The sequence below is a fragment of the Tenacibaculum sp. SDUM215027 genome (assembly GCF_050566205.1).
Lineage (GTDB): Bacteria > Bacteroidota > Bacteroidia > Flavobacteriales > Flavobacteriaceae > Polaribacter.
Window position 1 is genome coordinate 13,755 of sequence record NZ_JBNXUE010000011.1, and the last position, 13,980, is coordinate 27,734.

The window sequence follows — 13,980 nt, forward strand, 5'->3', positions numbered from 1 at the left end:
AAGTAATCTGTTTATCGACTAACAGATTGCTTCACTTTGTTCGCAATGACGTTACTTCACTAAACTCTCTGTCAGTTTATTTAATGTTTCTACTTTATGTTCAAAGTTTCCTTTGATGGTTTTTCTATAACTATTTAGGTTTTGTACTAATTGATTGATGTCTTCTGGAATTACTTCTTCAAAAAACTGACGTAATCTTTTAGCGGTTGTTGGCGACTTTCCATTGGTTGAGATAGCTACTTTTACGTTTCCTTTGGTTACAATTCCTCCCATATAAAAATCACAATACGGTGGATTATCCGCCACATTCACCAATTTGTTCTGGTCTCTACAATCTTTATACACTTGCATATTTACCTCAGGAACATCAGTAGTTGCAATCACCAAATGCTTCTTTTTTAAATAAGCATTACTATAGCTATCTATTACCATCTTCACCTTTCCCTTTTTAGCAACCTCAACAGTTTCTTCTCTAAAAAAAGGAGCTACCATAGTTACGTTAGCATCTGGGCTTGATTTTAATAAAAATTGTAGTTTTTCTTCCGCGACATACCCTCCTCCAACTAGTAACACCTCCAATTCTTTTGTCTTTAAAAAAATTGGATATAGGTTATTTCTTTCTTCCATTATACCACTTCCTTTAAAACTGCTTCTTGTTGTACTTGTAGCAATTGTTGTCTGTGATTTACTACCTCTCCTAACACAATAATAGCAGGGTTACTCAAGTTATTTTTAGCGACTACTTCTTCTATTGTATCTACGGTACCAATTCCTATTTTTTCTTCAGGAGTTGTTCCATTTTGAATAATAGCTACAGGTAATTCGTTCTTTCCTGCTTCTTTAAAAAGATGAATGATTTCTGAGAGTTTTCCCATTCCCATTAAAATAACAACCGTTGCACTGGATTTTGCTGCCAAAGCAACATCGTTTGATAATTGGTGCTGTTTGGTCGTTCCTGTAATTACCCAAAAACTTTCTGAACTTCCTCTTTTTGTTAATGGTATGTTCTGATACGCTGGTACTGCTAACGAAGAAGAAATTCCTGGAACTACAGCTACTTTTAGCCCGTGCTTTGCCGCATATTCCATTTCTTCTGCCCCTCTACCAAAAATAAAAGGATCGCCTCCTTTTAAACGTACTACATGTCCGTGTGAAAATCCTCTTGCGACAATTAACTCATTAATTTGTTCTTGTTGATAACGATAGCATCCTCTTCGTTTTCCTACAAAGATTAATTCTGCATTTGGATTCACATATCCTAACAGGTCGTTATTTACTAATGCATCGTACAATACCACATCGGCTTGTTCTAATGCTTTAATGGCTTTTAAGGTGATTAAATCAGCATCTCCTGGTCCTGCACCTACTACGGTTAATTTCGGTTGATTTTTCATTGGACTCTCTATTTTTAATTTTCTACGACTACTTTTCTGAAAGCATCTATCTTTTTGTAAAACGATGTTGCTTCTTCTAAATACTTTTTTGCAAAAGCTTCCGTAGGTTCATTCTCGTTGATTTGATAAATCAATTCTGCAAATAAACTTGGTAATTCTATTTTATTTGTTGCTACAAAAACCTCATCAAAATTGGTGATGATTCCTGCTTGTGTATTGGTCTTTGCTCCTTCTGATGTTAACAGTGCTTTGGCTGTGTTTACCATGGCTGCATAAGCGTGATAAATACTATCAGACCACTGTTGACTGTTTAATGCTTGCGTTGCATTATCTAATTTTTCTTCGCTTTCAAACAGTAAAGTTGCTACCAAATCAATCACAACTCCAGCACATTCACCCACTCCTATGGCTTTTACATAGTTTTTATCGTGTCCCCAATCAATAAAATCATCTTCTGTTAAATTGGTGGTATCTGATAACTCTTTTAAAAGATCATAGAAATACATTTTTCCTTGTCTATCGTAATAGCTTAAGAAATCTTCAGCTTCTTGTTTATGCTTTTCAAAATCGTTTAACAAGATTCGTAAAGATTCTGGTCCTCTTTTACTTGGAATTTTCACCAATTTATCAGAGAAACGTCCGCTTCCATCTCCTAAAACTCCACCTCCAACTAACACTTGTAATGCTGGTGCTAATAACTTTCCTACTTTTATAGACATTCCTTGAAAACCAATATGTGCCATATTGTGTTGTCCACAAGCATTCATACACCCACTAATTTTAATGGTAATGTCTTTGTTATTCACATACTGCGGATATTCTGCTTTTAAAACACGCTCTAACTCCGCTGCAATTCCTGTACTACTTGATATTCCTAAATTACAGGTATCGGTTCCTGGACATGCGGTGATGTCATTTAAACTGTTATATCCTACTTCTGCAAAACCTAACTTTTGTAATTCCGTATAGAAAAACGGTAAAAATTCTTCTCTTACGTGACGAATAAGGATATTTTGACGTAGCGTAAAGCGCAATTCATTCGATCCATATGCTTTGATTAAATCGGCCAATAAACGTGCTTTATCAGTATAAAAATCTCCTAAATGTACTTTGATCCCTATAGCATATAATCCTTCTTGCTTTTGCTTAAAAACATTGGTTGTTTTCCAGTTTTGATATGCTTTTTCATCTTCAATTACTACAGACGGTACGTCTTTTGTTTCAAAAACAATGTCTTGTTCAAAATCAGTAGTATCTATCGGATACGTTTTATACGCTAATGCATTTCTTACTTCTGCTACTAGTTCTAAAAAGGCATCCACTCCTAAATCTTTTACCAAGAATTTTAAACGGGCTTTTGCTCTTTTAGCACGCTCTCCGTAACGATCAAATACACGTAACACTCCCTCAATGGTAGGAATTAATAATTCTACTTCTAAAAACTCATAAATTACATCTGCATGACGCGGTTGTGACCCCAATCCTCCAGCTAATAAGACTTTGAATCCTTTTACCTCTTTACCTTCTACTGTTTTCGTTTTAGCGATAAATCCTAAATCGTGGATAAAACTCAATGCGGTATCTTCTTCCGTAGCAGAAAAAGACATTTTGAATTTTCTTCCCATTTCTTGACAAATAGGATTACGCAAGAAAAATTGAAAAGTTGCATGTGCATAAGGCGATACATCAAACGGTTCTTTCGGGTCAATTCCTGCAGTTTCTGATGCGGTTACATTACGTACGGCATTACCACAAGCTTCACGCAACGTAATATCGTCTTTCTCTAACTGTGCCCATAACTCAGGAGTTCTGTCTAAACTTACATGGTGAATTTGAATATCCTGACGTGTGGTAATATGTAAACGACCACGTGAATATTCGTCAGAAACATCTGCTATTCTATGTAACTGTTCGCTCGTAACTTTACCATACGGTAATTTGATACGAATCATTTGTACTCCAAATTGACGTTGGCCGTAAATTCCTCTGGCTAAACGTAAGCTTCTAAAACGTTCTTCATCTATTTTTCCTTCGTTAAACAAGCGTATTTTACGCTCTAACTCTAGGATATCCTTTTCTACTAAAGGGTTTTCTATTTCTGATCTAAAACTTTGCATCTGTTTTACTAGTTGTTTGCTTGTAAAAGCGTTGATATTAGTTATGTAAGAACTCTTGTTTTGCTAACAATTGTTCTTCGGTTTCTACACGTGCATCATCTGGTACACAACAATCTACCGGACATACTGCTGCACATTGTGGTTCTTCATGGAATCCTTTACACTCAGTACATTTATCTGGTACTATAAAATAGTATTCGTCTGATACTGGTTCATTGTCCTCATCTGCATTTACAGAAGTTCCATTAAGCAAGGTTACATTTCCTTGTAATGAAGTTCCTTCGTTATACTTCCAGTCACTAGCTCCTTCGTAAATGGCTGTATTTGGGCATTCTGGTTCGCAAGCTCCACAGTTAATGCATTCATCTGTAATTATAATTGCCATAACTTTTTATTTTTTACTTGATAAAACCAACTCCTGACGTTGTATTGGTTTTAGAATTGATGATTATAAATGCCCCGTTTGCTTTATTTTCTTCATACGAATCAACAAACAATGGCTTACTAACTTTTAAACTCACCTCTCCTATTTCGTTTAGTAATAATTGAGACGGAGCTTCTTCTTTTCCTGTAAAATCGGTACGAATCAAAGCTGTTAGTTCTGTTATTTTTGCTTGTACATCGTTTACTCCGTGTTTAATGTAATATTTCTGAGAAGCTTTTAATGGTTCTTTATCCATCCAACATATGGTTGCGTCTAACTGTTTTAAAACTGAGGGTTCTTCTCCTGTTTTTACCAACATATCCCCTCTACTTACGTTTACATCATCTTCTAAAGTGATATTTACAGAGCTTCCTCTCTTCACTCTTGCATACTCTTTATCAAAAAACTGAATGCTTTTTATGGTAGATTTTGTTGCCGATGGTAATACCGTTACAGGATCTCCTACTGCTAAATCACCTCCATACAATTTCCCTGCATATCCTCTGAAATCGTGATATACATCTGTTTTTGGACGAATAACCGTTTGTACAGGAAACCGTGCTTTTGACACTTCTTGTGTATCTTCAGACCCCAAGTTTTCAAGGTGATTTAATAATGTTTCTCCTTTATACCATGGAGTGTTTTCTGAAGACTTCACAACATTGTCTCCTTTTAAAGCTGATAGTGGTATGAATGTTATATTTTGGTTTTGATAGTCGCTCTTCTTAGCTAAATATTCTATTTCTCCTTTTATCTGGTTGAATTTTTCTTCTGAAAAATCTACCAAATCCATTTTGTTTACAGCTACTATCACATCTTTTACTCTCAGTAAATTATTGATAAAGAAATGACGATAGGTTTGCTCTACTACTCCGTTTCTTGCATCTACTAAAATGATAGAAGCTTGAGAGTTTGAAGCTCCTGTAACCATATTTCTAGTGTACTCTATATGACCTGGAGTATCAGCTATAATAAAACTGGTTTTTTGTGTTGAAAAATATATGTGAGCTACATCAATAGTAATTCCTTGTTCGCGTTCTGCTACCAACCCATCTGTAGCTAAAGAAAAATCTAGATAATCAAATCCACGTTGTTTACTTTTTTCTTCTATTGCCTCTAATTTATCTTGAGTTAATGACTTTGTATCGTATAAAATTCGCCCTATTAGCGTGCTTTTCCCGTCATCTACACTTCCTGCTGTTGCTATTTTTACTACGTTCATCTTTATGCTGTTGGCTATTCGCTTTTAGCTATTCGCCTTTTTATTATTATTATTATTTAGATCTTAATCTTGCTAACAGCCAAAGGCCAATAGCTAAAACCTATATTTTAAAAATATCCTTGTTGTTTACGCTTTTCCATCGCTGCTTCAGAGCGTTTGTCATCGATTCTTGCACCTCTTTCAGAAATGGTTGATTCTCTAATTTCATCTACCACGGTGTCAATATCTATCGCATCTGATAATACTGCTGCGGTACAACTCATATCTCCTACTGTTCTAAAGCGTACCATACGTTCACGTACTTCCTCTTCATCTTCTCTATACACTACTTCATCGTTAGCTGACCAAATGAGTCCGTCTCTAACAAAAGTGGCTCTTTTATGAGCAAAATAAATGGATGGAATTTCAATTTGTTCTTGCTGTATATACGACCATACATCTAATTCTGTCCAGTTAGAAATTGGGAAAACTCGTACATTCTGTCCAAGATCTATTCTTCCATTTAACATATCGAACAACTCTGGACGTTGATTTTTTTCATCCCATTGTCCAAAATCATCTCGTACCGAAAAAATTCGTTCTTTAGCCCTTGCTTTTTCTTCATCTCTACGCGCACCACCGATACATGCGTCGAAACCGAATTCTTCTATGGCATCTAATAACGTTTCGGTTTGTAACATGTTTCGGCTTGCGTATTTTCCTGTTTCTTCTTTTACTTTACCAGCATCAATATTGTCTTGTACCTGACGAACAATCAATTCAACTCCTAATTCTGCTACCAAACGATCTCTAAATTCAATCGTTTCAGGGAAATTATGTCCAGTATCGATATGTAATAATGGAAATGGAATTTTTGCTGGATAAAATGCTTTTTGAGCAAGTCGCACCAGTGTTATGCTATCTTTGCCCCCCGAAAACAATAACACCGGTTTTTCAAATTGTGCGACTACTTCTCTTAATATGTATATGGCTTCGCTTTCTAAAGCTCCTACTTGTATAGTTTGTGTATTCATAATCATGTTCTTTAAATATGTAAACCACATTCTCTGTTACTTTCTACTTTTGTGGGATCGAAGTATTTAAACTCGTTTGGTAATTGATGTTCTTCTAAATAAGCATCTAACTCTGTATCTGACCAATGATAAAACGGACTTACTTTTAATACTCCATCTTTACTTTTTGAAACAATGTCGATACTATCTCTAAAAGCTGTTTGTCCCTTTCTTAAATTCGTAAACCAAACATCTGGCTTGTGTTCGTTCATTGCTCTTTTGAAAGGCTCTAACTTTATCTGTTCTGTAAAAATCGTATGATTTGGATCTTCAATCGTTGGTAATCCTAACGTGATATTTCTATGTGCTACCGTTTGCCTAGGAACATATAACTGAATATTTAATTTCAATTTTTCAATTAACTCTTCAGCATGCTTATAGGTTTGTGGAGTGTTATAACCTGTATCACACCAAATTACATCTATACTATTCTTTACTGATGATACTACATGTAAAATGGCTCCTTCATAGGGACGAAAGTTTGTAGTTACTACGGCTTTATTTGCTTGTAGTAATGCCCAAACAATAATCTCTTTTGGAGATTTGTTTTTTAACTCTGCGTTTACTGCTTCTAAATTCATTGTCTCTATACTCATTTTTTGCCCCATTTAATACTGTTCCAAACTCTTTCGTGAAAAAAATACAATAGCATTTTTGTTACTAATTCTACAGCTCCAATTGAAAAAGCTGTCTTTACTTGTCCTGTAATTACCCATGATATTAATATTGTATCTATGGTACCAACAACTCTCCAACTTATTGATTTTATAATGCTTCTTATTGGTTTTTCAGAAAGCTTATCTTCTTTATAATTTGCTTTATTTTCTACTACTTGTTCTACAATCATTTTTAAAATACTATTACCCTATCGGAATACTAGGTTTTAAGTCGACAAATATACATATGCTTTTTAATTCTCCAAGGAGAAATCAAAAAAATATTTGAATTTTACAATTTGTTAATACTACACTAAATCTGCAAGTGTGTTATTACGAAGTACTTGTAGCGTATTATCTCTTACTTGAATCATTAGTTTGTGTACTGAGCAAGCTTCTTCATCAGGACAATCATCACATTTCTCATAATAATTCAAACTAACACATGGTACCATAGCAATAGGACCTTCAAGTGTTCTAATTACATCAGTCATTCTAATTTCTCTAGATGGTTTTAGCAAATAGTAGCCTCCACCTTTTCCTTTTTTAGCTCCTAAAATCCCTGATTTTCGTAAGGTAAGTAATATGCTTTCTAAAAACTTGTGCGAAATATTTTCCTTTTCTGAAATGGTAGCTATTTGTACCATAGTGCCCTTTTCTTGCCTTGCAATAAAAGTAAGTGCCTTAATTCCGTATTTTGTTTTCTTAGAAAGCATATTACAAATATATGCTTTACTTCTTAATTATTTAATGCTTGATTTAAATCGTGAATTACGTCTTCTACGTTTTCTAATCCCACCGAACATCGTACTAAACCATCAGTAATTCCTACTTCTAATCGGTCGTCTTCACTTAACTTACTATGTGTTGTAGATGCTGGATGCGTTACAATAGTTCTAGTGTCTCCTAAATTTGCTGATAATGAGCATAGTTGAATACTATTCAAGAATTTACGTCCTGCTTCTATACCTCCTTGGATTTCAAAAGCAACAATGTTTCCTCCCAATCGCATTTGCTTTCTAGCAATTTCATACTGTGGATGCGATTTTAAAAACGGATACTTCACCAAGTTTACCTTTGGATGTTCTTCTAAAAACTGCGCTACTTTCAAGGCGTTTTCACAATGTTTTTCTACCCTGATTGCTAAGGTTTCTAAACTCTTAGACAACACCCAAGCATTGAATGGTGACATTGCAGGACCCGTATTTCTTGAAAATAAATAAATCTCTCTGATCAATTCCTCTTTTCCTACCGTAACTCCTCCTAAAACACGTCCTTGACCATCTATTAGTTTTGTAGCTGAGTGAATGACCAAATCAGCTCCGAATTTAATTGGGTTTTGTAAGTACGGAGTTGCAAAACAATTATCTATCACCAATAATAAATTATGTTTCTTAGCAATGCTTCCTAACAGTTCTAAGTCTAAAATATCGACTGCTGGATTTGTTGGTGTTTCCGCATATAAAATTTTAGTATTGGGTTGAATTAAACTTTCAATCTTATCTGTTTCATTTACTTTAAAATAACTTGTTTCAATATTCCATTTTGGTAAGTATTTTGTAAACAAACTATGTGTTGACCCAAAAACAGAGCGACACGATACAATATGATCTCCTGCATTTAACAGAGCTCCAAAAGTTGAAAACACCGCTGCCATACCTGTTGCAAACGCATATCCTGCTTCGGCTCCTTCCATAGCCACAATTTTATTTACAAATTCTGTTGTATTCGGATTTGAAAATCGGCTATATAAGTTCTTTTCTTTTTCTTCTGCAAACGACGCTCTCATATCCTCAGCATCATCAAATACAAAACTTGATGTTAAGTATAAAGGTGTTGAATGCTCTGAAAATTGTGAACGTTCTGTTTGTGTTCGTATGGCTTGGGTTTCAAAATGTTGTTGACTCATGTTATTTTTTTAGATGTTAGACCGCTTCGTTGTCAGATAAAGGAATCAAGATTTTTGGGTCTTAGTTCTTCTACCTTTTTTCTCTGCTCTATTTTTGAGGTTCTTGTTTCTAAGTTTTCTATTCCTTTTTTCTGATGTCACTTCGAGTAAAATTATTGAAATGAAATAAAAATAATTTTGTATCGAGAAGTATTGTAATCGTTCTCGATACAATTTTTACTTCGTTAATACTCCATAAAAATCACTCGAACTGACAAAGGCTTTAACAAATCTTATCTCTATTTTCTTGGTTCTTGGTTCTTGGTTCTTGTTTCTTTCTACTAATTATTATTCTTTGCTAATCGTAAAATATCTCCAAATACCCCTCTTGCAGTAACTTTTGATCCTGCTCCTGCTCCTTGTATTACGATAGGTTGTGCTCCATATGACTCTGTGTAGATTTCAAAAATTGCATCAGAACCTTTTAAACTTCCTAGGGGTGAACTTTCAGGTACAGATACTAACTTTACATCTAACTCTCCTTTTGTTTGTTGTAAGTCTCCATGTAAATCTCCAATATATCGTAGTACGTGTTTCTCTTCTTGAGTTTCTTTTTGTCGTTGAAATGTTGAATTTAACTTTTCTAAACTCCCTAAAAACTCATCAGAAGATACTTCTCTATACGCTTCTGGAATTAAGTTCTCTATTTGAATATCTTCAAACTCATTTTCTAAGTCCAACTCTCTAGCTAAAATTAAAAGCTTTCTGGCAACATCATTTCCACATAAGTCTTCACGAGGATCAGGTTCTGTAAATCCATTTTCTATCGCTTCTTGTAATACAGTTGAAAATGACACTTCTTCCGCAGAAAACTTATTAAACAAATAACTTAATGATCCTGAAAACACTCCTCTAATTCTAGTGATATTTTCTCCTGAATCATGTAATAACTTAATCGTATCAATCAATGGTAAACCTGCGCCTACATTGGTTTCATACAAATAACTCTTTTTATTTTTATCTAAGGTTTTACGTAGTTTTTTATAAAAATCATACGAAACAGTATTTGCTATTTTATTTGATGAAACTAAGTCGAAACCTGCATTAACCAACGGAATATAGTTTTCTATAAAATCTAAGCTAGCTGTATTATCTACTGCTATTAAATTTTCTAAGTGATGCTCTCTTGCGTATGTAATTACATCATTTACAATGTCTGTATTTTCTTCTATGTTTTCAAGCTCTTCCGACCAATTAGTATCGGCTCCATTCTTAGTTAACAATACTTTTTTAGAATTAGCAATTGCAAAAATGTTCAACTGGATTTTTCGTCTTTCTAAAATCGTTTTTGAATTTTCTAAAATCTGCTCTATCAATGTTCCGCCCACTAAACCCTTACCAAAAACAGCTATATTTATTTTTTTAGCAACTCCAAAAACTTGACCGTGAATTACATTCAACGCTTTGTGTAATTGTTCTTTTTTTACTACTAAACTTACATTTTTACCAGTAATGGTATTGTTAAATAGTAATGGTACAACCTGGTTTTTAATCAACGTATTGTACGGATGATGAAACTCACTTAAGTCTTGCCCGATGATAGAAATTACCGATACTTCTTCAAGAATAGATATTTGACTTACATCTTTTGTTTGTAAGTCATTTTCAAACTCCTGCTCTAAGGCTTTTACGGCTGCTGCTGCATTGTTTTTATCAATCACCAAACCAATTCCTCTTTCTGAAGAACCTTGTGAAATTATACTCACACTAATTCCGTGATTACTCAATGCTTTAAAAATACGAGCGTCTACTCCTACTTTTCCTAACAATCCTCTTCCTTCAAAATTTATCAAAGCTACGTTATCTAATACTGATAAAGATTTAATTCCTTTTGATGTTGATCTTGCTGTTATTAGTGTTCCATTATCATTAGGGTTAAAGGTGTTTAATATTCGAAGATTGATATTCTTCTCCAACAGTGGAATTATCGTTTTAGCGTGTAAAATAGTAGCACCGAAGTTTGCTAATTCATTAGCTTCTGAAAATGACAATTCTTCTATCTTTTTAGCATCTGCAACCAAATCAGGGTTTGCAGTAAAAATACCATCTACATGCGTGTAGTTTTGTAACTCTTCGGCATCTAAATAGTTTGCCAATAACGAGGCTGTATAATTACTTCCGTTTCTTCCTAAAGTAGTGGTTTCATTTTTTAAGTTTGATGCTATAAACCCAGCTACAACGTTTACTGTTGTACCGTTATACTGCTTAAAGTGATTCAATACATTTTCTTTTGATACTGCAACTATTGACTGTCCGTTACCTAAGCTTTCATCCGTTTTTAATAAGTTTCTAGCATCTGTAGCATTTGCGTTAATACCTTTTTGTTGTAATAAATCGGTTACTGTTTTTATAGACAATAATTCTCCTTGCGCCAATACTTCGTCTTTTATCTTTTGGCTATAATCTCCTAACAAACGAACACCTTCAAATAATTTTTCTAGCCTATCAAACTCCCCAGAAAAATCTACCAATGGAGTTAATTTTGTTTGCTCATATTTAAAAGCTTCTAACTGCTCTTTAAAAACTTCATTTTTAGCTGCTTTTTCTAAAATCTCTTCCAACTCATCAGTCGCTTTCCCTCTTGCAGAAACAACTACAGCTATATTTTCTCCTTCATTAATTTTTTGTTCTATGATAGCTACAACATTTTGTATGCCTACATTCGACAAAGATTTTCCGCCAAATTTTAAAATTTTCATTCTTTTATTCTTTGATTTTTGATTGAATATCGGTTCAATAATTTTTTCTAATTGTTTGTATTCTATTAAGAAAGCATCATGCCCATGATCTGAATTGATTTCATTATAGGTTACATTTGCATGAACAGATGCCAGTTGTTTATGTGTTTCTCTGTTTTCTTCCGCTGTAAAAAACAAATCAGAATCTACGCCAACAATATGGATCTCTGCTTCAATGGTTTCTAACACATCTAATCCTTCTCTACCTTTTGTAACATCAATTGTTTTTAATAACTGATTCATCAATTTGTAAGAAGCTAGTTGATAACGCTCTTGTAATTTTTTTCCGTGGTGTAACAGCCAACTTTCAACATTAAAAATTTGCAACTCCTCGTTTTTAGAGCGTTGAAATCGTTTTTTAAATGATTCTGGGGTTCGGTAACACAGCATTGCATGCATACGAGCATCATGTACAGGATTGCTAGAATTGGTTAAAAACTGTTCTTGTATTTGACAGTTTGCTATTAACCAATCAGTCGATTTCCAGTCGGTCGCAATAGGAATTAAGTGTTTTGTTATTTTCGGATTAACTACCGCCATTTCCCAAGCTATTCCACCACCTAGAGAACCACCTATCAACGCAAATAATTTTTCAACCCTTAGTTGTTCTAGCCCTTGTAAAAAGATGTTTGCAACATCACGTGCTACAAAGCTTTTATAATCATCAATTAAAAAATCATCATAACCGTTTCCTGGAATGTTAAAGCACAAAACTGTATACTGACTCGTATCAATAATCTTGTTTTTACCAACCAAATCTTGCCACCAACCATCAGTTCCTGTAACATTGCTGTTTCCTGTTAACGCATGGTTAATAAGTACCACAGGTGCAGTGCCCAATGCTTTTCCGAAGGTTTGATAGCTCAACGGAATTTTATCGAATTGTGCACCGCCTATTGTGGTATAACTAAGAATATGTATATGTTGTAAATCACTTTTCATTATTGATATTTTTAGATGCTGTTTTGAAGTAAATTCAGGACTAATAGCCTAGTCTTTATCTGTACTTGTTGATATAACTCTTTTACGCTACTACTTCTGTAGGAATTTTAGCAAACGCTTCTTCTAAATCCTTTTTTAAATCTTCAATATTTTCCAGTCCAACTGATAAACGGATTAAATCTTTAGTTACTCCTGTGCTTTCTTGTGCCTCATCATTCAACTGTTGGTGCGTGGTACTTGCAGGGTGTATAATTAAAGATTTGGTGTCTCCAATATTAGCTAGTAATGAAAAGAGTTTTGTATTATCGGCAATGGTTTTAGCTGCTTCATACCCCCCTTTTACACCAAAGGTTACTAACCCACTTTGCCCTTTTGGTAAGTATTTATCGGCTAAAGCTTTGTATTTATTTCCTTCTAATCCTGGATAATTTACCCAAGCAACCTCTTCTTGTTCTTCTAACCATTTTGCTATAGCTAACGCACTTTCACTATGTTTTTGAATTCTTACTTCTAAGGTTTCCAATCCTTGAATAATATTAAATGCATTCGTTGGACTTAAAGCTCCTCCAAAATCACGTAACCCTTCTAAAATTAACTTAAACGTGTATGAAGCAGCTCCTAAAGCTTCGTGGTATACTAATCCGTGGTATCCTGCTGAAGGCTTAGTAAACTCGGGGAATTTTCCATTTGCCCAGTTAAAAGTTCCTGCATCAATAATTGCTCCTCCTAACGAGTTTCCTTGTCCACCAATGTATTTTGTTAACGAGTGAATTACAATATTTGCTCCGTGTTCAATCGGATTTAATAAAGCTGGAGTTGCTACTGTATTATCTACAATAAACGGAACTTCTGCCTTTTTTGCATGTGAAGAAATGGCTTGTAAGTCTAACACATCTAATTTTGGATTTCCTAATGATTCTACAAAAAATGCTCTAGTATTTTCTTGTACTGCATCAGCAAAACTATCAGGGTTTGAAGCATCAACAAACGTAGTGGTAATTCCTAATCTTGGTAACGTAACATTCAGTAAATTGTAGGTTCCTCCATACAAACTACTCGAAGCAACAATATGATCCCCAGCTTTTAGTAAGGTTAACAATCCTGTTGAGATTGCTGCGGTACCAGAAGCAAATACTACTGCGCCAATACCTCCTTCTAAAGCAGCTAAACGGTCTTGTAAAATTTGATTAGTTGGATTGTTTAATCGGGTGTAAATAAAACCTAATTCTTTTAACGAAAATAGATTTGCTGCATGTTCTGAATCGTTAAAAACATACGATGTTGTTTGATAAATAGGAACTGCTCTTGTTCCTCCATTTTGTGTTACATCGTGACCTGCGTGCAACGCATTGGTTGCGAATTTTTGTGTACTCATTTTTCTTGTTTTTGAGTTAATAAAAAAATTAAACCAAAAGCCAAAACACATCCTTTTTTAGATGTTGCTTACTAGAAAAATGTTATTAAGAAATTATAAGAAAGTTCTTGTA

At 34.3% G+C, this 13,980-nt stretch carries 12 protein-coding genes; all 12 read right to left on the reverse strand.

Annotation, left to right across the window (positions count from 1 at the left end; genetic code table 11):
* Positions 1–51 precede the first annotated feature (51 nt).
* Positions 52–627, reverse strand: a complete 576-nt coding sequence (locus tag ACQYZ7_RS16375) for a precorrin-2 dehydrogenase/sirohydrochlorin ferrochelatase family protein (protein ID WP_430730789.1) — start codon at positions 625–627, stop codon at positions 52–54.
* A complete protein-coding gene (gene cobA / locus ACQYZ7_RS16380) occupies positions 627–1,394 on the reverse strand; it encodes a uroporphyrinogen-III C-methyltransferase (protein ID WP_430730790.1) in 768 nt (255 codons plus the stop codon). The genes ACQYZ7_RS16375 and cobA overlap by 1 nt, the downstream gene beginning before the upstream one ends.
* 14 nt (positions 1,395–1,408) lie before the next feature.
* Positions 1,409–3,511: a HEPN domain-containing protein gene (locus ACQYZ7_RS16385; protein ID WP_430730791.1), complete on the reverse strand. Its 2,103-nt coding sequence runs from the start codon at positions 3,509–3,511 to the stop codon at positions 1,409–1,411.
* Positions 3,512–3,548: 37 nt separating this feature from the next.
* Positions 3,549–3,896, reverse strand: a complete 348-nt coding sequence (locus ACQYZ7_RS16390; RefSeq protein WP_430730792.1) for a 4Fe-4S dicluster domain-containing protein — start codon at positions 3,894–3,896, stop codon at positions 3,549–3,551.
* A 13-nt stretch (positions 3,897–3,909) separates the two neighbouring features.
* Entirely contained in the window at positions 3,910–5,157 is a 1,248-nt protein-coding gene (locus tag ACQYZ7_RS16395; protein WP_430730793.1) for a sulfate adenylyltransferase subunit 1, read from the reverse strand.
* A gap of 107 nt (positions 5,158–5,264) precedes the next feature.
* Complete coding sequence (gene cysD, locus ACQYZ7_RS16400) at positions 5,265–6,170, reverse strand: sulfate adenylyltransferase subunit CysD (protein ID WP_430730794.1); 906 nt, start codon at positions 6,168–6,170, stop codon at positions 5,265–5,267.
* 11 nt (positions 6,171–6,181) lie between these two features.
* Complete coding sequence (locus ACQYZ7_RS16405) at positions 6,182–6,790, reverse strand: phosphoadenosine phosphosulfate reductase family protein (RefSeq protein WP_430730812.1); 609 nt, start codon at positions 6,788–6,790, stop codon at positions 6,182–6,184.
* Positions 6,791–6,801: 11 nt separating this feature from the next.
* Complete coding sequence (locus ACQYZ7_RS16410; RefSeq protein ID WP_028891803.1) at positions 6,802–7,056, reverse strand: DUF2061 domain-containing protein; 255 nt, start codon at positions 7,054–7,056, stop codon at positions 6,802–6,804.
* A gap of 117 nt (positions 7,057–7,173) precedes the next feature.
* On the reverse strand, positions 7,174–7,581 hold the full coding sequence (locus ACQYZ7_RS16415; protein ID WP_430730795.1) for an RrF2 family transcriptional regulator: 408 nt from the start codon (positions 7,579–7,581) through the stop codon (positions 7,174–7,176).
* Between the two features lie 23 nt (positions 7,582–7,604).
* Positions 7,605–8,774, reverse strand: a complete 1,170-nt coding sequence (locus ACQYZ7_RS16420; protein WP_430730796.1) for an O-succinylhomoserine sulfhydrylase — start codon at positions 8,772–8,774, stop codon at positions 7,605–7,607.
* 320 nt (positions 8,775–9,094) lie between these two features.
* Positions 9,095–12,493: a bifunctional aspartate kinase/homoserine dehydrogenase I gene (thrA, locus tag ACQYZ7_RS16425; RefSeq protein WP_430730797.1), complete on the reverse strand. Its 3,399-nt coding sequence runs from the start codon at positions 12,491–12,493 to the stop codon at positions 9,095–9,097.
* Between the two features lie 82 nt (positions 12,494–12,575).
* Positions 12,576–13,868: an O-acetylhomoserine aminocarboxypropyltransferase/cysteine synthase family protein gene (locus tag ACQYZ7_RS16430; protein WP_430730798.1), complete on the reverse strand. Its 1,293-nt coding sequence runs from the start codon at positions 13,866–13,868 to the stop codon at positions 12,576–12,578.
* Between the last annotated feature and the right edge of the window lie 112 nt (positions 13,869–13,980).